The 22,669-nt window shown below is 35.1% G+C and carries 19 protein-coding genes; 12 read left to right on the plus strand and 7 right to left on the minus strand.

The window, feature by feature from the left end; translation table 11 throughout:
- Positions 1–282: 282 nt before the first annotated feature.
- Positions 283–3,102, plus strand: coding sequence for a metalloprotease (locus JMA43_RS11335; protein WP_342156719.1), 2,820 nt, complete (start codon positions 283–285; stop codon positions 3,100–3,102).
- Between the two features lie 227 nt (positions 3,103–3,329).
- Positions 3,330–5,741 (plus strand): alpha-ketoacid dehydrogenase subunit alpha/beta, encoded by a 2,412-nt coding sequence (locus JMA43_RS11340; RefSeq protein ID WP_342156720.1) that lies wholly within the window; start codon positions 3,330–3,332, stop codon positions 5,739–5,741.
- 22 nt (positions 5,742–5,763) lie between these two features.
- On the opposite strand, the gene JMA43_RS11345 is transcribed toward JMA43_RS11340, so the two are convergent.
- Positions 5,764–6,666, minus strand: a complete 903-nt coding sequence (locus tag JMA43_RS11345) for a mechanosensitive ion channel family protein (RefSeq protein WP_342156721.1) — start codon at positions 6,664–6,666, stop codon at positions 5,764–5,766.
- A 129-nt stretch (positions 6,667–6,795) separates the two neighbouring features.
- Here JMA43_RS11345 and JMA43_RS11350 point away from each other — a divergent pair, with 129 nt between their 5' ends.
- Positions 6,796–7,833: a GMP reductase gene (locus tag JMA43_RS11350; protein ID WP_342156722.1), complete on the plus strand. Its 1,038-nt coding sequence runs from the start codon at positions 6,796–6,798 to the stop codon at positions 7,831–7,833.
- Positions 7,834–7,874: 41 nt separating this feature from the next.
- Positions 7,875–8,285 carry a hypothetical protein gene (locus JMA43_RS11355; protein WP_342156723.1) on the plus strand — a complete coding sequence of 137 codons (411 nt, stop codon included), beginning with the start codon at positions 7,875–7,877 and terminating at the stop codon, positions 8,283–8,285.
- An 18-nt stretch (positions 8,286–8,303) separates the two neighbouring features.
- Here the strand turns inward: JMA43_RS11355 and holA are convergent, their stop codons facing one another.
- Complete coding sequence (holA, locus tag JMA43_RS11360; RefSeq protein WP_342156725.1) at positions 8,304–9,308, minus strand: DNA polymerase III subunit delta; 1,005 nt, start codon at positions 9,306–9,308, stop codon at positions 8,304–8,306.
- Between the two features lie 49 nt (positions 9,309–9,357).
- Here holA and JMA43_RS11365 point away from each other — a divergent pair, with 49 nt between their 5' ends.
- The 4 genes from JMA43_RS11365 (at position 9,358) to JMA43_RS11380 (ending at position 12,434) form a co-directional block, all read left to right on the plus strand.
- A complete protein-coding gene (locus JMA43_RS11365; RefSeq protein WP_342156726.1) occupies positions 9,358–9,804 on the plus strand; it encodes a type I restriction enzyme HsdR N-terminal domain-containing protein in 447 nt (148 codons plus the stop codon).
- 40 nt (positions 9,805–9,844) lie between these two features.
- Complete coding sequence (locus JMA43_RS11370; protein ID WP_342156727.1) at positions 9,845–10,855, plus strand: glycosyltransferase family 2 protein; 1,011 nt, start codon at positions 9,845–9,847, stop codon at positions 10,853–10,855.
- A gap of 115 nt (positions 10,856–10,970) precedes the next feature.
- Positions 10,971–11,810, plus strand: a complete 840-nt coding sequence (locus JMA43_RS11375) for an OmpA/MotB family protein (RefSeq protein WP_342156728.1) — start codon at positions 10,971–10,973, stop codon at positions 11,808–11,810.
- Positions 11,811–11,894: 84 nt separating this feature from the next.
- The gene (locus tag JMA43_RS11380; RefSeq protein WP_342156729.1) at positions 11,895–12,434 is read left to right on the plus strand and encodes a DUF3124 domain-containing protein; all 540 of its coding nucleotides are present in this window, start codon (positions 11,895–11,897) and stop codon (positions 12,432–12,434) included.
- Between the two features lie 76 nt (positions 12,435–12,510).
- On the opposite strand, the gene glyA is transcribed toward JMA43_RS11380, so the two are convergent.
- A complete protein-coding gene (gene glyA, locus JMA43_RS11385; RefSeq protein ID WP_342156730.1) occupies positions 12,511–13,785 on the minus strand; it encodes a serine hydroxymethyltransferase in 1,275 nt (424 codons plus the stop codon).
- Between the two features lie 111 nt (positions 13,786–13,896).
- Here glyA and fahA point away from each other — a divergent pair, with 111 nt between their 5' ends.
- Positions 13,897–15,192: a fumarylacetoacetase gene (gene fahA, locus JMA43_RS11390; protein WP_342156732.1), complete on the plus strand. Its 1,296-nt coding sequence runs from the start codon at positions 13,897–13,899 to the stop codon at positions 15,190–15,192.
- 68 nt (positions 15,193–15,260) lie between these two features.
- On the opposite strand, the gene JMA43_RS11395 is transcribed toward fahA, so the two are convergent.
- Both JMA43_RS11395 and ytxJ read right to left on the minus strand, forming a co-directional pair.
- On the minus strand, positions 15,261–15,713 hold the full coding sequence (locus tag JMA43_RS11395) for a GNAT family N-acetyltransferase (RefSeq protein ID WP_342156734.1): 453 nt from the start codon (positions 15,711–15,713) through the stop codon (positions 15,261–15,263).
- Positions 15,714–15,720: 7 nt separating this feature from the next.
- A complete protein-coding gene (gene ytxJ, locus JMA43_RS11400) occupies positions 15,721–16,107 on the minus strand; it encodes a bacillithiol system redox-active protein YtxJ (protein WP_342156735.1) in 387 nt (128 codons plus the stop codon).
- A 145-nt stretch (positions 16,108–16,252) separates the two neighbouring features.
- On the opposite strand from ytxJ, the gene clpB reads away from it, so the two are divergent.
- The 3 genes from clpB to JMA43_RS11415 all read left to right on the plus strand — a co-directional run bounded on the left by clpB (position 16,253) and on the right by JMA43_RS11415 (position 20,435).
- Positions 16,253–18,859, plus strand: a complete 2,607-nt coding sequence (gene clpB / locus JMA43_RS11405) for an ATP-dependent chaperone ClpB (protein WP_342156736.1) — start codon at positions 16,253–16,255, stop codon at positions 18,857–18,859.
- Positions 18,860–19,234: 375 nt separating this feature from the next.
- Entirely contained in the window at positions 19,235–19,783 is a 549-nt protein-coding gene (locus JMA43_RS11410) for an HNH endonuclease (RefSeq protein WP_342156737.1), read from the plus strand.
- 34 nt (positions 19,784–19,817) lie between these two features.
- Positions 19,818–20,435, plus strand: a complete 618-nt coding sequence (locus JMA43_RS11415) for a TetR/AcrR family transcriptional regulator (RefSeq protein ID WP_342156738.1) — start codon at positions 19,818–19,820, stop codon at positions 20,433–20,435.
- Between the two features lie 28 nt (positions 20,436–20,463).
- Here JMA43_RS11415 and JMA43_RS11420 read toward each other — a convergent pair whose 3' ends face one another.
- A complete protein-coding gene (locus JMA43_RS11420) occupies positions 20,464–21,762 on the minus strand; it encodes an MFS transporter (RefSeq protein WP_342156739.1) in 1,299 nt (432 codons plus the stop codon).
- 87 nt (positions 21,763–21,849) lie between these two features.
- On the minus strand, positions 21,850–22,668 hold the full coding sequence (locus JMA43_RS11425; RefSeq protein WP_342156740.1) for a M48 family metallopeptidase: 819 nt from the start codon (positions 22,666–22,668) through the stop codon (positions 21,850–21,852).
- Position 22,669: the final 1 nt, after the last annotated feature.

The following is a 22,669-nucleotide window of genomic DNA, read 5'->3' on the forward strand; positions in this document are numbered from 1 at the left end:
TGCTATAATTACGACGCTTTTCAAATTCAATTTGAGTTACTACTGGCAATAATATAACTAATTCCTTTAGGCAAGTACTCCTAATTATTTCTGTATTAAACCTTTTAAAAACCCCCATTTTTTATGAAGAAAATAATTTAACAGCTTATTTAATTCATGATATATACATTGTAATTTTTTTTGCATAATATTGTAACCAACACAAAAAACAAGAATGAGCATCGGCTTCAACTTTAACCACACCTATAAAAAGAATATAATTATTAAAACGAATTACCGTTAATGCTGAATCTGCTTAAGAAATACGTTTCCCTCCTACTGCTGTGCTGCATCAATTTTGTGTGGAGTCAACATCAACAAAAAATAAAAGCCGAATTAATTGCTGAAGAACATCTTATAAAAGTTCAGCAAGAAATTCAATATAACAATACTTCCAACGACACATTAAACACAATTTATTTATACGATTGGAATAATGCCTACGCAAATAAAAATACTGCATTAGCTAAACGTTTTGCTGAAGAATTTAACAAGAGTCTACATCTTGCAAAAGAAGAAACACGTGGACATACAGAAATTTTATCGCTTACCGATACCAACTTCAACACACTTAGTTGGAAGCATACAGAAGGAGACGATATTGTAAAAATTTCGCTCCCTACACCTATCCTTCCGCAGCAAACTTACAACCTAAAAATCACTTATAAAGTAAAGCTTCCGAGTGCGCAATACACGGGTTATGGCTACACCGATATTAACAACTACAACTTGCGTTATTGGTATTTATCGCCTGCTATTTACAACCAAGATTGGAAAGAATATCACAATAAAAATTTAAACGATTTAAATACTTACACAGCCCAATTTGATGTGAGTTTTAGCTACCCAAGTACTTACAAACTTGTTTCTGACTTTAACATCACTACAACTCAAAACAGCAACAATACTAGCACTTCTCTGCTCACTGCAAACAACCGAGGAGATTTACGACTTTACCTTTTAAAAGAGCAAAATTTTTCTGTTTTTAAAAACAATCAATTAGAACTCATTACCAACATTGAAAGTAAAGGTTTGAATGATTTTACAAAGGCAAAATCTGCTGAAAGAGTAATTCACTTTATCGACAGTACGTTGGGGACTTATCCGCATCAAAAACTACTGGTTACCGAGCAAGATTACAAACGGAATCCGCTTTACGGAATTAATCAGCTTCCTTCATTTTTAAGGCCTTTTTCTGAGGAATTTCAGTATGAATTAAAGCTACTTAAAACTACCCTACACGAGTATTTAAACAACACTATTTACCTCGATAATCGTAAGGAAAATTGGGTAAAAGATGGTATCGAAACGTATTTATTAATGAAATATGTCGATACGTTTTACAAAAACACCAAAATGCTCGGAAAGCTTTCGAATGTTTGGGGATTGCGTTCGTACCATTTAGCGCAAATGACTTTCAACGACCAGTATCCGTATTTGTATATGTTGATGGCGCGCACCTACTCCGACCAACCTTTAACGACTTCTAGAGATTCGCTTATAAAGTTTAACGAGCGTATCGCCAATCGTTATAAATCGGGTGTTGGTTTGGCGTATCTCAACAGTTATTTAGGCGAAGATTATATCGATAAAAAAATTAAAGAATTTTATACTGAATTTACTTCGGAAAGCACTTCGTCACTTCAGTTTGAAGAATTATTAAAAACTGATGCACCCAAAAACATCGACTGGTATTTTAACACCTATGTTGCATCCGACCAAAAAATAGATTACAAAATCAAGAAATTTGAAAAAACAAACGATTCGATTTTTGTTACGCTGAAAAATAAACGAGAAACCAACACTCCTATAACTCTATTTGGAATCGATAGAAACGATTCGATTTTATTTAAAAATTGGTATGCCGATGTTGAAAAAACAACAACAGTTGCTGTACCCCGAAAAGATGTAAAAAGACTGGTTTTAAACTACGACAGGGTAATTCCAGAATTTAACGAACGTGACAATTGGAAATCGGTTAACGGATTTTTCTCTACCAACAGAAAATTAAAGTTTAAGTTTTTTAAAGACACTGAAGACCCATATTACAACCAAATTTTCTACGTTCCTGTTTTGCGTTTTAATATTTACGACGGAATTACGCCAGGACTTAGACTCTACAACAAAACTTTTTTAACCAAACCTTTCGTGTACGACCTTCAACCCTCGTATGCAATGGGTGAAAACGCTTTGGTAGGTTCGGGTTCGTTACGCCTCAGAAAATATGTAAACCACGACAATATGTACTTAATCGATGCGTATTTGGCGGGGTCATCTTTTCATTATGCCGACGGATTGCGCTACAGCACCATAACCCCTTCGGTTACTTTTAGGTTTAGAAACGACGACCTGCGCTCAAACGAACGCGAATTGTTTAACATGCGCTATGTAAATGTTATTCGAGACAACTCGCCAACCATCGATACCGACCCCGATTACAGTGTGTTTAATGCGCGTTACGCCTACGGAAATAACGGAATTATAAATTACAAATCGTGGTTTATTGACTTACAAGTAGCGAGCGAATTTTCTAAAATTGCTTTTAACTGGGAATACCGAAAACTCTTTCAAAGTAACAGACAATTGAACATCCGTTTTTTTGCAGGAAAGTTTATTTACAACGAAACCAATTCTGATTTTTTCAGTTTTGCGCTCGACCGCCCTACCGATTATTTATTTGATTATGATTATTTAGGTCGTTCCGAAGAAAGCGGACTTTTTAGTCAGCAGTTAATTATTGCTGAAGGTGGATTTAAGTCCAAACTCTCCGATCCCTACGCAAACGATTGGATGATAACTACCAATGCTAGTTTTAACTTATGGCGATGGATAGAATTGTATGGCGATGTTGGGATGATTCGCAATAAAAATCAAGATGCTCGTTTTGTGTACGACTCGGGAATTCGCCTCAATTTGGTAACCGATTATTTCGAGCTCTACTTCCCTGTATATTCAAACAATGGTTGGGAAATTGCACAACCACACTACGACGAAAAAATAAGATTTGTAGTGACTTTGAGTCCAAAAACACTCATAGGATTATTCACCAGAAAGTGGTTTTAGTTTTTACGAAGACTTGGATATTTTAGTCTTTTAGTCAATATAAATGCTTCATTTAAAAACTAAAATCATTAAAAACTTCACATTAAAACTATACTAAAAATACTTTTTATTGAAAACATTTCAGTTTAAAACAAATAAATTGAAATATTTACATTTTACCCCTATATTTTTTAATTGTAAAAACCATTCTTTTTGGCTATTTTTGCTAGCGTCTCATAAAAAATCCTATGCAAACAAAACCCGAAACAAAACAAGATATTTCCTTTGAAGATTTTAAAAGTCAAATTCTTAACGACTATAAAATAGCGGTTACAAGCCGAGAATGTAGCTTATTAGGCCGAAGGGAAGTTTTAACGGGAAAAGCCAAATTCGGAATCTTTGGTGATGGTAAAGAGTTGCCACAACTCGCCATGGCAAAAGCATTTAAAAATGGAGATTTTAGAAGTGGTTACTACCGAGATCAAACCTTTATGATGGCCATTGGAGAGCTATCTATTAAAAACTTCTTTGCAGGGCTGTACGCGCATACAGATATTGAAAAAGAACCAATGAGTGCTGGAAGGCAAATGGGTGGGCATTTTCTTACGCAAAGTAACAATCCAGACGGCTCTTGGGTAGACCTTACTAAACAAAAAAACAGTAGCTCGGATATTTCGCCAACAGGTGGGCAAATGGCTCGTTTACTCGGTTTGGCACAAGCTTCAAAAATATACAGACACGTTGAAGATGTACCTTCGGAAGGTTTTTCAATAAACGGAAATGAAGTTGCTTGGGGAACAATCGGAAACGCTAGTACAAGTGAAGGTGTTTTCTTCGAAACTATCAATGCCGCTGGTGTTTTACAAGTACCAATGGTAATTAGTATTTGGGATGACGAATACGGAATTTCTGTACACGCAAAACACCAAACTACTAAAGAAAATATATCTGAAATCTTACAAGGATTTCAACGTACCGAAGACAAAGACGGATACGAAATTATTGTAGTCAAAGGTTGGGATTACCCTGCTTTAATTGATGCTTTCGACAAAGCCGGAAAAATTGCTCGCGAAGAACACGTGCCTGTGCTACTTCATGTAATTGAGTTAACGCAGCCGCAAGGACATTCCACTTCTGGTTCACATGAACGATACAAATCTGAGGAGCGACTAAAATGGGAAAAAGAATACGATTGTAACCTTCAGTTTAGAAATTGGATAATCGCTAGTAATTTTGCTACAGACGATGAGTTAAATCAGTTAGAAAAACAAATTAAGAAAGAAGTTCGCGACGGGAAAAAGGAAGCTTGGAACGAATTTTTATCACCTATAAAATCAGAAAAAAAAGTTGTTGTAAATCTTTTAGCTGATTTGGCAAATAGCAGCAGTAACAAAAGTTTTATCAACCGCTATAAAAACGATTTGATTTCAGTTGACGAGCCTTCAAAACGTACAATTTTAGCTTCAGCAAGAAAAGCTTTACGCTACGTTACGCATGAAGAATCGGAGGCTAAAACAAAACTTCAAAGTTGGATTCATAACTTCTATACCAAAACGCAGCCAGAGTACAGTTCGCACCTTTACAGCGAAACAAAAAGCAATGCGACCAATATTGCTGAAGTTGCTCCTGTGTACGACGAAAATGCAGAAATGGTTGACGGTCGTGTGGTGTTAAGAGATAACTTCGATAAAATATTTGAAACTCACAAAAACGCTCTAATTTTTGGTGAAGACAGTGGTAATATTGGTGACGTAAATCAAGGGTTAGAAGGACTTCAAAAAAAATACGGCGAGCTCAGAATTTCCGATACTGGAATTAGAGAAGCAACCATTATTGGTCAAGGAATTGGGATGGCTCTTAGAGGCCTCCGCCCTATTGCCGAAATTCAATACTTAGATTATATTTTATACGCTTTATATGTATTGAGCGACGATTTAGCATCGTTATTATACCGCACCGTTGGAAAACAAAAAGCGCCACTTATTGTAAGAACGCGTGGACACCGTTTGGAAGGTATTTGGCATGCTGGTTCGCAAATGGGAGGATTAATTCATTTGCTTAGAGGAATGTACATTTTAGTGCCTCGAAACATGACCAAAGCAGCAGGTTTTTATAATACTTTATTAGAAAGTGATGAACCAGCGTTGGTTATTGAGAGTTTAAATGGCTACCGATTAAAAGAAAAACTTCCTACCAACTTAGGAGAACTTAAAACCCCGATTGGTGTTGTGGAAACCGTAAAAGAAGGAACAGATATTACCATTGTTTCTTACGGTTCAACTTTACGAATTGTTGAGCAAGTTGCCAAAGAATTACTTGAAGTAGAAATTAATGCTGAAGTAATTGATGCGCAAACACTGTTACCATTCGACATTAATCATGATACAATAAAAAGTTTGAAAAAGACAAACAGATTATTGGTGGTTGATGAAGATGTTCCGGGAGGATGTTCAGCTTATATTTTACAAGAAATTATTGAAAACCAAAACGGTTATCAATACCTCGACAGCGCTCCGCAAACATTAACAGCAAAAGCTCACAGACCAGCTTATGCTAGTGATGGAGATTATTTCTCAAAACCAAATGCTGAAGATATTTTTGAAAAAGTGTATCAAATTATGCACGAAGCATATCCTCAAAAATATCCAGCTTTAAGATAATTATATTTTAAAAAACTTGCCTTTAAGCTTTGTTTACCATACTTATAGGCAAGTTTTTTTCTTTTCCATACAATTTAACTTCTTGAATAGTTGCTGGTAAATAAAAGCCAGCAGTAACCAAAGCTTCTTTAACACGCTTTACAACATTTCCTTTGGTTATTAAAGCCTGCATTCCAAACTCTTTTGTGTCAACCCAAAAGAATACTTTTAAATTAACTGCACTCGCCGCAAGTTCGTCTTCCATAATAAAGTTTTGATGCGCTGCATCTTCCATTACAGTTGGTTCTTCTTCCAAAGCCTTTAAAATTACTTTTTTCGCTTCATCAATAGCATCTTCATAAGCAATTCCAACAACAAAATCATATCTGTAAAATCCGTCTTCAGTATAATTAAAAACAGGACGCGTAATTACATCACTATTTGGGATATACACATCTTTTCCATCAAAGGTTTTTAGTTTAGTATAACGAAACTCAAGCGTTTTAACTTTACCAAAAATATCGCCAATTTCTACAGTATCATCAACATCAAAAGGTCTGTTAAAGCTCAAAATAACGCCTGCAATAAAGTTTTGACCTACATCTTTAAACGCAAAGCCTAAAACTACTGCACTTGCCCCTGCTGCGGCCAAGATTCCTGCGGAAATATTTCCTAAACCAGCTGCGTCGAGTGCTAACATGATAAAAATAAGAATCAAAATAAACCGAATTCCACGTCCTAAAAACTTACTCATCAAAGGGTCTTTGGTTCGAGATTGAATACTTTTTCTTGCAAACTGCCCTACCCAACCCGCTATAAAAATTCCTAAAACTAAAATTAGAATTCCCAGTGTATACAGTGGAATCATCTCTATAAACTTATCGAAATAGGTAAGCGTAGAGGTGCGAACGTCCTCGTAAACTTCTTGATTTGTAGTAATTATCATTGAATTTGATTTATGAATTTCACTTAAAAATACTAAATAAAATTTTATCCTTCAGCTTTAAAAAATGCAGAAACACCATCATTTAAAAATATAATTTCTTAAATTTCAGTTGCAATAAATCACAACTGTATGAGAATAGAAAATGAGCTTAAACTGGGGTTTAAAGATGTAATGATTCGTCCAAAACGTTCCACCCTAAAATCGAGAAGCGAGGTAACTTTACAAAGAGAATTCAAGTTTAAACACAGCAACTACACATGGAAAGGCGTACCTATTATTGCCGCAAATATGGACACCGTTGGAACTTTTAAAATGGCAACCGAACTCGCTAAAAACGAACTCATTACAGCCATCCACAAACATTATACTTTAAGTGATTGGGATGAATTTTTAGCTGATAAAAATGAACAATTTTACAATTATATTGCCATTAGCACTGGGACCAGCGACGACGACGCTACCAAGCTCAAACAAATTTTATCTAAGCATGACAAAATTCAGCTTATTTGTATAGATGTTGCAAATGGTTACTCTGAACATTTTGTAGAATTTGTAAAGAAAACAAGAGCAAACTTTCCAAACAAAGTAATTCTTGCAGGAAATGTTGTTACGGGCGAAATGGTAGAAGAATTAATTTTGGCTGGTGCCGATATTGTTAAAGTAGGTATTGGTCCTGGAAGCGTTTGTACCACGCGTGTAAAAACTGGGGTTGGATATCCGCAATTGTCTGCTATTATTGAATGTGCCGATGCTGCGCATGGGTTGGGCGGACAAATTATTTCTGATGGAGGTTGTAAAATACCTGGAGATATTGCAAAAGCCTTTGGTGGTGGAGCAGATTTTGTAATGCTTGGTGGAATGCTTGCAGGCCATACAGAAAGTGGTGGCGAAACAATCACTAAAAACAACGAAACTTTTAAGGTTTTCTACGGAATGAGTTCGGAAACAGCCATGAAAAAACATGCGGGGGGCGTTGCGAATTATCGTGCTAGCGAAGGAAAAACTGTTGAAATACCATACCGAGGTGATGTTGAACACACTGTACAAGACATTCTAGGGAGTTTGCGTTCCACTTGCACTTATGTGGGTGCTAGTCGCCTAAAAGAGCTTACGAAGCGTACAACATTCATTCGAGTTCAAGAACAGCACAACGAAGTTTTTTCTTGAAACCTGGATACGTGTAAAATTAATTTCAAAAAGACTTCAGAATGAAGACATATTATCTTTTTATATTTTTCTACTTGAACTATATTTTTCTAACTTCAATCACTCAAAATCAAAAGAAATACTATTTCTATTTCGATTCAACAAATCAAAATATATGCAAGTATTTAGATCGAAATAACAAAATAGAACCAGTAAAATATTTCTATAGTTTAAATACAGAAAATCTAATTTTTACTTCAAAATATAAAAATGTAAAAAGATTAAAATTATCACAGCAAGATACAGCAAAATTAAATGTAAAAAATCACGTTTGGCTAAATCAATTTACAAACATTGAAAGAGATTCAATATTATACAGAGAATCGAATAATTCATTTTATATTATTGAAAAGGACAGTATCGACAAGAACTTATATCTTTCTGAAGTAATCCCAACAGTTGAAATAAATTAAATTATTCTTACCTATAATCTACCTAAAAATAACAACTAAAAGCTCTTTCAATAAATCGGCATGTGTAGCACTAACATTTCCTACACCCTTACTTTTCACATCAATAGTACGGAGATAGGCAATAATTCGGCTACAATCTTTCATGGGATAATTTCGTGCTGCAGTAACATATTCTCCCACAAAAAAAGGATTTACTTTTAATGTGCTCGCAACGTTTCCTTTGCTTTTATCACTCAATCCGTGGTATTGCAATAGTTGCGAAAACAAACTGTGCAATAATGATATTGTTACTACAATAGGGTTGTCTTTTGGGTTTTGGGTAAAGTAATTTATAATTCGCGTAGCTTTTACCACATCGCGTTCCCCTATTGCTTTACGAAGCTCAAAATTGTTATAATCTTTACTAATACCGATGTTTTCTTCGATATCTTTAGGCGTAATTTCTTTCCCTGCAGGAATAATTAATTGCAGCTTCTCTAATTCATTATTAATCTTGGATAAGTCGGTACCTAGGAACTCAACCAACATTTGCGCAGCTTTGGGTGTAATTCCGTATTTCTTACCAGATAAAACACGCCTAATCCAATCGCCAACTTGGTTTTCGTATAGTTTTTTACTCTCGTAAATGTATCCATTTTTAGCAATGGCTTTATATACTTTTTTACGTTTATCGAGTTTTTTGTATTTATAGCAAACAACCAAAACTGTTGTAAGCTGTGGGTTTTCAGCGTACGCTTCAAAATTGTCGATGGTTCGAGAAAGATATTGAGCTTCTTTTACAATAATTACTTGTCGCTCTGCCATCATAGGGTAACGCTTGGCGCTAGAAACAATTTCATCTAAACTAACATCTCTTCCGTATAAAACCATTTGGTTAAATCCTTTTTCTTCTTCCGTTAAAACAGACTTCTCTATAAATTCAGAAATCTTATCGATGTAGTAAGGCTCCTCTCCCATTAAAAAATAAATAGGTTTGATGTTTCCTGCTTTTATATCGTTTACAATCTGTTTAATTTCATCCATAGAAAAAGAATACGTGTTTTATTAACTGATATTTCTGATATTTGCACTTATGCAACCACTGAATTTTCCAGCATATCCATTTCGTTTCAAAAGTAGCGAAAATAAAGTCCATATTTTTGATCAGATACGTAAAAAATTTATCCAATTACAACCCGAAGAATGGGTTCGGCAGCATGTAGTGAGTTTTTTAATTACTGAAAAAAACTATCCAAAATCGCTAATTAACGTTGAAAAAGAACTCATAATCAACTCCTTAAAAAAGCGCTACGATATTTTGGGCTACAATCCCGACGGAAGTATCGAACTCATTGTTGAATGCAAGGCACCATCGGTTAAAATTACACAAAACACCTTCGACCAAATTGCTCGTTACAACCTACAAGTTCAGGCAAATTACCTAATGGTTACAAACGGACTCGACCACTATTTTTGTAAAATGGATTACGAGCAAGAAAAATACATATTTCTAAAGGATATTCCAGCTTATATGCTTTAATTTGCAATCGATTAAACCCCACATGAATTTAAGTTTATAGATGAAAATAGCTGTTGTGATACTGAATTGGAATGGAAAAGAACTTTTGGAGAAGTTTTTGCCATCGGTAACCAGTTATTCTCCAAACGCAACAATTTATGTGGCCGACAACGCTTCTTCCGATACTTCTATTGAATTTGTAAAGGAAAATTACCCTGCTGTAAAGATTATTCAGAATACTAGCAACGGTGGTTTTGCCAAAGGTTATAACGACGCTTTAACACATGTTGATGAAGATATTTTTTGCTTGCTGAATTCGGATATCGAAGTAACGGAAAATTGGCTACTCCCAATTGAAGAAGCTTTTAAAAACAATCCTGAAGTGGCTATTTTACAGCCTAAAATTCTCGATTACAAAAACAAAGAATATTTTGAATACGCAGGAGCTGCAGGTGGTTTTATCGACCGATTAGGATATCCATTTTGTCGCGGTAGAATTTTCCAAACGCTCGAAAAAGATCGAGGGCAATACAACGACGAAAAAGAAATATTTTGGGCTACAGGCGCATGTATGTTTATCAAAAAAGAAGTTTTTACTAGTTTAGGAGGTTTTGACGAAGACTATTTTGCGCACCAAGAAGAAATCGATTTATGTTGGAGAGCGCAAAATAACAACTACAAAATTTTATACGTAGGTGCTTCAAAAGTGTACCATGTAGGTGGTGCTACCTTAGGAAATATGAATCCGAAGAAAACATTTTTAAACTTCAGGAATTCGTTGTTTTCAATCACAAAAAACTTACCCAAACGCAAAGTTTTTCCACTTATCATTGCGCGACTATTTTTAGACGGAATTGCAGGCGTTCGGTTTTTATTTCAGCTAAAATTCTTACATCTTTTTGCAATAATTAAAGCTCATTTTAGTTATTATTATTATTTTGTTAGAATCTTTAAAAAACGAGGAACAATCAATAAAGATATCAAGTATTTTGAGTGCACTTCGGTGGTGCTTAGTTACTTCTTAAAACAGAAAAGATTTTATTATGAAATTGTAAATCAGCATACTTCATGAGAATCTCATTGATTTAAGAGAAAATTAACTAAAAACCCTGTACACACATTTGCTTTTTATATAATTTTGTTCTAAAATGTTAAAACGTTAATTAAGTAAAAGTAAATTTATAATCATGAAAAGAATTTTTTTATTAGGTGCTTTAAGCGCTGTATTTTTAACTTCTTGCGTGTCTTCTAAAAAATACGCTGAGTTACAGTCAAAACACAAAGAAACTCAAGATTTGTTGAATTCTGCAACTGTGAAGTTAAACTCTTGTCTTGCTGAAAAAGAAAATTACAAAGAGCAAATGGATCTTTTAAAGGCAAACAACAAAGAGCTTATCAACAATATGGGTAACCTTACAACTCTTACTTCTAAAGGAGCTGATAACTTAGAGAAATCTTTAGAAAGTTTAAGAGAGAAAGATCTTACCATTAGAAAATTACAAAACGCTGTTACACGTAGAGACTCTGTAAACCTTGCTTTAGTTCAAAGTTTAAAAGGAGTTTTGGGTAACCTTGACGATGAAGATATCAACATCAGTGTTGAAAAAGGAGTGGTTTACGTAAACATTTCTGATAAATTATTATTCTCTAGCGGAAGTACAACTGTATCTGCAAGAGCAAAAGAAGTTTTAGGAAAAGTTGCTACTGTAGTTAAAAACAAACCAGATTTCGAATTTATGGTTGAAGGACACACAGACACAGTGCCAATCCGTACAGCTGCTATCAAAGACAACTGGGATTTAAGTGTTTTAAGAGCTACTTCTGTTGTAAGAATTTTACAAGACGAATTTGGAGTTTCTCCTGCTAGAATGACTGCTGCTGGTAGAAGTCAATACGTACCAGTTGCTTCAAACGACACTAAAGATGGAAAAGCTAAAAACCGTAGAACTAGAATCGTAATTCTTCCAAAACTTGATCAATTCTATAGCATGATCGAAGAAGGAATGAAAGATCCTAAAATTAACTAAGGACTAATAGCTTTAGAAAAAATAGAAAAGCATCGCCCAATGGCGATGCTTTTTTGTATATTTATTCTTCAGATTTAATACATTATGAATACACATAAGTTTTCCGCAGTTGTCTTTTTGTTAAGTTTTGGACTTTTCTTTTCAGCATGTAAAAACGAAACAACTCCCAATACTATTGATGATGAAGCTATACAAACAGTTGAATGGAGCAATAGAGAAGTAAAAAGCTTCGAGCATGATTCTTTAATTGATGGACAAAGCTACTTGTCTATCTATTCGCAAATTTACAGCTACACCAAGCACGGAAAACACGATCTTACAACAACGGTAAGTTTAAGAAACATAAGCACGCAAGACACCATTTATATTACAAAAGCAGATTATTTTAACGATCACGGTGCTTTGATACGTTCGTACACTAAAAAGCCAATTTATATCGCTCCGTTAGAAACTATTGAAATTGTAATTGCAAAAGACGATAATCATGGTGGCTCTGGTGCTAACTTTATTTTCGATTGGAAAACTAAAAAGCAAACTCCTGCTCCATTTTTTGAAGCTGTAATGATTTCTACAGCTGGTCAACAAGGACTTTCGTTTACAACGCAAGGAGTACGCACGAAATAATAAAATTCTACCTTTTAAAAACAAAAAACTCCAACATTACTGTTGGAGTTTTTTATATCTAAACTTTACTTAAAACTTATGCTTTAAATAAAGGTCTATGACTCATTAACTCGTGTACACTACTTTTGATAGTTTCAAGTTTTGCCTCATCTTCACGATTCATCAATACATCGTCAATCAAATTAACAATAGTTTCCATATCAGCTTCTACCAATCCACGAGAAGTAACAGCAGCAGTTCCGATACGGATACCACTAGTTACAAACGGACTTTTATCATCAAAAGGAACCATGTTTTTATTTACAGTAATATCTGCTTTTCCTAATGCCTCTTCTCCTTCTTTTCCTGAAATATCTTTATTTCTTAAATCGATTAACATCATGTGGTTATCGGTTCCTTCAGAAATAATATTGTATCCTTTTTCAACAAATGCCTTTGCCATAGCCGCAGCATTTTTCTTTACTTGTACGATATAGTGTAAAAACTCATCGCTTAAAGCTTCACCAAAAGCAATTGCTTTTGCTGCAATAATGTGCTCTAAAGGTCCTCCTTGGTTACCAGGGAATACTGCACTATCAAGTAAAGAAGACATCATTCTAGGGTTTCCGTTTTTAAGTTTCAATCCAAAAGGATTCTCAAAATCTTCTCCCATTAAAATAAGTCCACCACGAGGTCCACGCAAAGTTTTGTGTGTGGTAGTGGTAACAATATGGCAATGCGGAATTGGGTCACTCAAAATACCTTTTGCAATTAATCCTGCAGGATGCGAAATATCGGCCATTAAAATTGCACCAACACTATCTGCAATTGCTCTAAATTTTTCAAAATCGATATCTCTAGAGTATGCCGAAGCTCCTGCAATAATTAGCTTAGGTTGTTCCTTTTCGGCAACTTCAGCAATTTTATCGTAGTTTAAACGTCCTGTTTCTTTTTCAACACCATAAAATACAGGATTGTATAATTTTCCAGAAAAGTTAACTGGCGATCCGTGTGTAAGGTGTCCTCCATGAGAAAGATCGAATCCTAAAATTTTGTCTCCTGGTTTTAAACACGCTGCAAAAACTGCCGTATTAGCTTGCGATCCACTGTGTGGCTGCACGTTTGCATACGCTGCACCAAAAAGCTCTTTAGCACGCTCAATAGCAATAGTTTCTACTTTATCTACCACTTCGCAACCACCGTAATAGCGTTTTCCTGGGTAACCTTCTGCGTATTTATTTGTTAAAACAGATCCAGCAGCTTCCATTACCTGCTCGCTTACAAAATTTTCTGAAGCAATAAGCTCAATCCCTTCTAATTGGCGTTTTTTTTCAGCCTCAATAAGATCAAATATTTGTTCGTCTCTTTTCATTTTGGAGAATTTCGTTAAAGAATGGTCAAAAATATAAAATAGATTCGGTTAATTCATAGAAAATGCTACCTTTAAATTCTAATTTATCAAACAATAATTAACAAAATTGTCATGTCTGATACAGCTAACAATCCAAATAGAAAATCATGGTTATCGGTTCCTAAAGATTCCGATTTCCCAATTCAAAATATTCCCTTTGGTGTTTTCCTCACTCGAGACGATGTTATTACCATCGGTACACGAATTGGCGATACAGCAATCGATCTTGGTGCTTTACACCAACTTGGATATTTTGACGGGATTCCGTTAACCGATGATATTTTCTTACAAGATACTTTAAATGATTTTATTTCTGACGGAAAGAAAACTTGGCGTTTGGTTCGAAATAGAATTGCAGAAATATTTGATGCAAAAAACAACACTTTAAAAGACAACGAAGAACATTGTAAAATTGTTCTCTTTACGTTGGATGAAATCGAAATGCAATTACCAGTTCAAATTGGCGATTACACCGATTTTTACAGTAGTAAAGAACACGCCACCAATGTTGGTACAATGTTTAGAGATCCAAACAATGCGCTACTTCCAAATTGGTTACACATTCCTGTGGGTTACCATGGAAGAAGTTCTTCGATTGTACCTAGCGGAATTCCGATTCATCGTCCGAATGGGCAAACCTTACCAGCTGGTAGCGAAGAGCCTATTTTCGGACCTTCAAAATTGGTTGATTTTGAATTGGAAATGGCTTTTATTACTACGGATGCAAATCATTTAGGAGAACCTATTCCTATTGAAGAAGCCGAAGATTATATTTTCGGAATGGTTTTATTTAACGATTGGAGTGCTCGCGATATTCAAAAATGGGAGTACGTTCCTCTTGGACCATTTCTTGCAAAAAACTTTGCTTCTTCTATTTCACCGTGGATCGTTACCCTGGACGCTTTAGAGCCTTTTAGAACTGAAGGTCCAAAACAAGATCCTGAGCCGTTACCTTACCTAAAATACAAAGGAAAGAAAAGTTTCGACATTCAATTAGAAGTCGATATTACTCCTGAAAATAGCAGTCCGCTTACCGTTGCTAAAAGTAATTTTAAGTATATGTATTGGACGATGTCACAACAATTGGCACACCATACCATTAACGGTTGTAAAGTAAACAGTGGTGATATGATGGGTAGCGGAACAATTTCTGGACCTACACCCGATTCTTACGGATCTATGCTAGAACTTACTTGGAGAGGTGAAAAACCAATTAAAATGATGGACGGAAGCGAACGTAAATTCATAAACGATGGCGATACCGTAACCATGCGTGGTTATTGCAAAAATGAGAATGTTCGAATAGGTTTTGGTGAAGTTTCTAACAAACTACTACCGCCATTCAATCCGAAGAAAAGTAAGAAATAGTTAATACAATAAAAGCGATATTCTAAACTAAATTCAGAATGTCGCTTTTTTATTTTTTTCAAGAGAAATTAATTCAATTCCTTTTTAAAACAAGTACTTAAATCACTTCCTATATATTGATCGTAATTCGGGATTTTCTGGTATCCATTTTTTTGATACAAGGCAATGGCATCTTTATAAGCAGTGCCTGTTTCTAGAATTGCATGCGTAAATCCTTGTGACTTTGCCCAAACTTCGAGTTCTAACAAAACTTTAGTTGCAAGCCCTTCTCCCCTACAATTGGTATCAACGTACATTCGCTTTATTTCAACAGTATTGGCATCATATGGTTTAAATGCCCCACAAGCAACCGCTTGTTCGTCTTTAAAAGCTAATACAACTTCATTTAAATTTTCGGTAGTATTGTATTGACTAAAAAACTCGTGAGCATCGCCATCCATTTTTGCCAAATACACATCCAGATGCTTTATCAAATTTTTAAATGATGGATGCGAAGCATCGGTACGGATTAATGTTATCATTTAAAAACTATATAAATTCTGCAATCTTATCCGCATCAATTTGTCCATGCGACTCGCTATAAACCACTTTACCGTTTTTGATAATAAGCAACTGCGGACTCTCATGAATTACGTCAAAAGTGTTTGCTACAGCATTCGAAACCTCCCTAAAGTTTAAAATATCGAGATAGTATAATTTTGCACTTTCAGCAGGAATAGCGTACGAGGCTTCAAAATTACTCAGTGCAAATCTACTTATTCCACAACGTGTACTGTGTTTAAAAATTATCACACAAATACTTTTCGATTCTTCTTTAATCGTTTCAAATTGAGCGACATCGGTAAGCGGATTCCAATCGAGAGCTTGTTGGCTTTTTTCTTCTCCACTTCCGAAGATAGACTTAAAAAAATTCATACTTTTAAAATATTATGTTCCTCTTTTAGTTAATCATAAATGACTAATTGTCAGTTTAAAAACAATTAAAAAGCGTCAAAAAGTCATTTTATAAAAACGGAATACATATTGTTTAACAAATATCGACAATAAACTTTGAAATAAGATGAACTTAAACAATTTTACAATAAAATCACAAGAAGCCATACAACAAGCGCAACAAATTGCGCAGGGATATGGGCATCAACAAATAGAAAACGAACACATTTTCAAAGCTCTCTTTGAAGTTGACGAAAATGTACTTCCCTTTATTCTGAAAAAACTAAATGTAAATGTTTCTTTACTAAAACAAGTATTAGATAGTACTTTACAGAGTTTTTCAAAAGTGGAAGGTGGCGAGCTTATGCTTTCGAGAGATGCTGGAACTATGCTAAATGAAGCATCGATTATTGCTAAAAAAATGAATGACGAATTTGTTTCTGTCGAGCATTTAATCTTAGCCATCTTTAAATCAAAAAGCAAAATTGCTCAAATTTTAAAAGATCAAGGCGTAACCGAAAAAGGATTAAAATCGGCTATTGAAGAGTTACGTAAAGGCGATAGAGTAACCTCAGCAAGTGCCGAGGATACTTACAACTCTTTAAATAAATACGCCAAAAACCTCAACCAACTTGCCAACGATGGCAAACTGGACCCTGTAATTGGTCGAGACGAAGAAATACGTAGAGTGTTACAAATTTTATCGCGACGCACCAAAAACAATCCGATGCTAGTTGGAGAGCCTGGAGTTGGTAAAACAGCAATTGCCGAAGGTTTAGCACACAGAATTATTCAAGGAGACGTTCCTGAAAACCTAAAGGACAAACAAATATTCTCTTTAGATATGGGAGCCCTTATTGCAGGTGCAAAATACAAAGGAGAGTTTGAAGAGCGACTAAAAGCTGTAATTAAAGAAGTAACTACTTCCGATGGAGATATCGTTTTATTTATAGACGAAATCCATACGCTTGTTGGTGCTGGTGGCGGACAAGGAGCTATGGATGCAGCCAATATTTTAAAACCTGCGCTTGCACGTGGAGAGTTGAGAGCTATTGGTGCGACCACTTTGGATGAATACCAAAAATACTTTGAAAAAGACAAGGCTTTAGAGCGCCGTTTTCAAAAAGTGTTGGTAGACGAGCCTGATACCGAAAGCGCAATTTCTATTTTAAGAGGAATTAAAGAAAAATACGAAACGCACCATAAAGTACGTATTAAAGACGAAGCAATTATCGCTGCGGTAGAATTATCGCAACGCTATATTACCAATCGTTTTTTACCAGATAAGGCCATCGATTTAATGGATGAAGCTGCGTCTAAACTTCGTATGGAAATCAATTCAAAACCTGAAGAATTAGATGTTTTGGATAGAAAAATCATGCAGTTGGAAATCGAAATTGAAGCGATTAAAAGAGAAAATGACGAGGTAAAATTAAAATCGTTAAATGCTGATTTAGCCAATTTAAAAGAAGAACGCAACGAGATTTATGCAAAATGGAAAAGCGAGAAAGATATTGTTGACAATATCCAATCGACTAAAGAAGCTATTGAGCAATTTAAAGTTGAAGCAGAACGTGCCGAGCGTGAAGGCGACTACGGAAAAGTAGCCGAAATTAGATACGGAAAAATTAAGGAAGCGCAAGAAAAGCTTGAAGTTTTACAACAACAATTACAAGAACAACAAGCTAGCGGAAGTACCCTCATTAAAGAAGAAGTTACAAACGATGACATTGCAGAAGTTGTTGCCAAATGGACTGGAATTCCGGTTACCAAAATGCTACAAAGTGAACGTGAAAAACTTTTAAAATTAGAAGACGAATTACATCGTCGTGTGGTAGGTCAAGAAGAAGCGATACAGTCGGTTTCTGATGCTATTCGACGTAGCCGAGCAGGATTACAAGATGAAAACCGCCCAATTGGTTCTTTCTTATTTTTAGGAACCACAGGGGTTGGGAAAACCGAGTTAGCAAAGGCGTTAGCCGAATATCTTTTTGACGATGAAAGCGCTATGACACGTATTGACATGAGTGAATATCAAGAGCGTCATTCGGTGAGTAGATTGGTGGGTGCACCTCCAGGATACGTAGGTTATGATGAAGGCGGACAACTTACAGAAGCGGTAAGACGTCGTCCTTATTCTGTAGTGTTGTTGGATGAAATTGAAAAAGCGCATCCCGATACTTTTAATATTTTATTGCAAGTGTTGGATGAAGGTAGATTAACAGACAACAAAGGACGCTTAGCCGATTTTAAAAACACAATCATTATCATGACAAGTAATATTGGTAGCCACATTATTCAAGAAAAATTTGAAGCTACCAAAGATATTGAAAGTGCCACAGAAGCTGCAAAAGTTGAAGTACTCGGATTATTAAAACAAAGCGTTCGTCCAGAGTTTATAAACCGTATCGACGATATCGTGATGTTTACACCGCTTACAGCAACAAACATCAAAGAGATTGTTCGTTTACAACTTAAGAGCATTGCAAAAATGGTAGCAAAACAAAATATAACTTTAGATGCTACTGAAGAAGCGATTGCACACTTAGCAAAAATAGGATACGACCCACAATACGGAGCAAGACCTGTAAAAAGAGTATTGCAAAAAGAGGTATTAAACAATTTATCTAAAGAAATATTAAGCGGAAAAGTAAATGCCGATAGTATTATTTTAATTGACGAATTTGATGGGGATTTAGTTTTTAGAAACCAAACAGATTTAATAGAAAATTAACATAGATAAACTGTAAGCAACCTTCTTAATAAACGACTGATATTGTGTAAGATGATGAATGAATAATAAAGATAAGGTTAAATAGTTCTCTTGAATTATTTAGTTTTAAGTTGGTTGGTTAGTTGGAGCACCCGTGACAAAAGTCATGGGTGCTTTTTTTATGTGAATCATCCGCCTTCATACGTCTTTCATTTAAATATTCCTTGAGGAAATCCTCATTAACTTCAACTAAAATAAAAACTCACTTCTATTCAAAGCCTAAAATTCAGTTTAAACAAACTAACAATGAGTAAGTTAAAATTCAATTAAACTAAAAATACCTTTCAGTATTAATTGCTTATATTTGTGTACTGCTATGAAAAAACCGAATAAAAGATGATACGAAACTATTGGAATGAAGAGTGGAAAGACGTAGTATTTGATGAGAAAATTTCTAAATCTGAGAAATTTAAAATTTCAAACTACGGAAGAGTAATAAAGTATAAAGATGGTATTGAACATCTTTTGGATGAATCTTTTGTAAATGGCTACCAAGTGCTTCGTTTACATTTAAAAGAAAAAGGAAAATGGACTTCGAGGTATGTACACAAACTCGTTGCCGAGCATTTTTTAGATTCAGAAGGAAAAAAATACGTAATTCATTTAGATTATAACAAAACTAACAATCGAGTTGAAAATTTAAAATGGGCTAGTAAAAGAGAAAAAGAAATCCATCAGTTTGAAAATCCTACCTATAAAAATAGTCGCCCGCGAATTACCTATTCTAAATTAACGGAGACTAAAGTGAAACTCATCAAAAGAAAGATTAACGACCCCAATAGAAGAACCCGAATGAAAATGATTGCTAAGCAATTTGGTGTTTCTGAAATGCAACTTTACCGCATAAAAACAGGTGAAAATTGGAGTCACGTTACAGAGTATTAATCCCTAAAATCCTTCCAATTTAATCAACTAAGTAATGACAACCAAAGCCAAAAAAACAACTCAATTTATTATTAAAACAGTAGCGCCAATTTTCAATAAAAAAGGATATACAGCTACCAGTTTAAACGATATTACTAAAGCTACAGGACTAACAAAAGGTGCTATTTACGGCAACTTTAAAAATAAAGACACCTTGGCATTACTAGCTTTTGATTACAATGCTGAAATGATTCTGTCGAAAATTGAGACCTATGTTTCCAAAGGGAATTCACCTTTAGAGCGTCTCATTAATTTTGTGAAGTTTTACAGAAATTATATCGATTTTACAAGTAATTTTGGTGGATGCCCAATCATAAATACGGGAGTTGATGCGAAAAATATGCACCCTGAACTTTTAGAAAAAGTGAAGGAAGTTATCCAGAAAATGGAAGGTTATATAAGCACCGAAATAGAATCGGGGAAAGATTTGGGTGAAATCCGAAAAACCATTTACGGCGATGTGTATGGAAAGCGTTTTTTCAGTTTGATTCAAGGAGCTGTTTTAATGAGTCAAACTACAGGAGATAAATCGTACACTACCGACTGTGTAAATGTTATTCTAGATACCATCAATCAACGTTTTAAAACCACCTCAACACAACTTCAAGAGTAGAAAAACAAATCGACTTCCTTTAAAATTGTTACTTTTTAGGAACCTTCAGCAGTAAAACTACTCCCATTAAGAATATCAATCCGAGAATTAAAATTGAAGTACGCATACTTCCTGTAATTTGTGCCATAAATCCGTACAAGAACATCCCGATTACAATTCCTATTTTTTCAGCAACATCATAAAAACTAAAAAACGAAGCGGTATCCTTAGTTTCTGGTAAAAACTTAGAATATGTAGAACGCGAAAGCGCTTGTATACCTCCCATTACCAAACCAACAAAAGCGGCGGTTATATAAAACTGTTGTGGCGTTACGACAAAATAGGCATAACAACAGATGATAAGCCAAATAAAATTGATGGCAATAAGCGTTTTAATATTTCCTATTCTTTCAGAAATTCGAGAAGTTAATAAAGCCCCAACAACAGCTACCAATTGAATGAGTAGAATACTAATAATCAATCCTGTGGTACGTTGGCTATCGCTCTCCCAAGCTAATTCTTCTTCAGCAAAATAAGACGCAACCAGCATTACTGTTTGAACGCCCATACTGTACACAAAAAAAGCAATGAGGTAACGTTTTAAAACTAAGTTCTCCCCTAGTTTATTCCACACTTTTTTTAATTCTTTAAAGCCATTAAAAAGTACGCTTTTGGTAATCTTCCCTGTATTTTCATTACCTTTTGGTAAATAGTAAAATGAATATTGGCTAAAAACTGCCCACCAAATCCCCACAAGTACAAATGAAATTTTAGTAGGTTCGGTAGGTCCACCAAAGCCAAACCATTCGTATTTCATAATCATCACTAAGTTTAGCAACAACAAGAAAACACTTCCGATATATCCTAAAGAGTAGCCTTTGGCACTAATTCTATCTTGTTGTTCTGGAAAGGCTACATCTGGTAAATAAGAATTGTAAAATACCAAGCTTCCCCAAAAACCAATAAGTCCGAAGAAATAAGTAATCAAACTGATATAAATATTATCTAGACTGAACCAATACAAACCGATGCTTGCTGCAGAACCCACGTAGCAAAAAAGTTTTAAGAAGAAACGTTTATTCCCAGTATAATCGGCTATTCCAGAAAGTAAAGGCGTTAAAAACGAAACCACTAAAAAAGCAAAAGACGTAACGTAAGTAATAAGCGGGCCACGTGCTATTTCTCCTCCGAATATTTCTATTTTTTCGATACCTGCCTCTCTAAACAAAGCTCCATAAAACAATGGAAAAATTGCCGAAGCAATAGTTAAGCTGTATACTGAATTTGCCCAATCGTAGAACGCCCAAGCATTTAATAATTTTTTACTTCCTTTTTGTAGTGGTTGCATAGGTGATTAAATTAAAAAAGCAAGACACCTTGAGATGTCTTGCTTTCAAATATAGTTAATTATTAAAATGATGTCGTTAAAAAATGATTACTTAAACGATGTCACTCCAAATTTAGCTGCTTCTTCTTTTGCTGAAGGCGCTAAAGCTCTTAAATTTTGAATTCTACTTTCGTTTGAAGGGTGAGTACTCATAATTTCTGCAGGTTGCGCTCCACCTTGAGCACTCATACGCTCCCATAATTTAGCAGCTTCATCTGGATTATACCCTGCAATAGCCATTAATCGAAGTCCAATAGCATCAGCCTCTGTTTCATGACTTCTACTAAAAGGTAGCATCACTCCTACTTGAGAACCAATACCATACGCTTGATTAAATAAATCGATAGTTTGCGAGCTACTTCCGCTCATTCCTAAAGCTAAATTTCCTGCTAAAGCTCCGTATTGTTGTAATGTACTTGCACTCATACGTTGAGCTCCGTGGTTTGCCAATGCGTGTGCTACTTCATGTCCCATAACTACCGCAATCCCTGTGTCGGTTTGCGTAATTGGTAATATTCCGGTATAAAAAACAATTTTACCACCTGGCATACACCAAGCATTCACTGTCTCGTCGTCTACCAAATTGTACTCCCAACGGTAATCTTTTAAATAACCTTCATATCCATTAGCATTAAACCAACGCTCGGCAGCATTTGCGATACGTTGTCCTACTCTTTTAATTGTTTCAGCATCTGCTGTTCCTGTTACTACTTTGTTTTCACTCAAAAACTGATCGTATTCTGCAAAAGCAGTTGGAAAAATTTGATCATTCGACTGAAAGTTTAACGTGCTTTTTCCGGTAAAAGGATTGGTAGAACACGAAACTACCAATAAAATAAATACCCCGATAGAAATATACTTTTTCATT

The sequence above is a fragment of the Joostella sp. CR20 genome, assembly GCF_038433465.1.
Classification (GTDB): domain Bacteria; phylum Bacteroidota; class Bacteroidia; order Flavobacteriales; family Flavobacteriaceae; genus Galbibacter.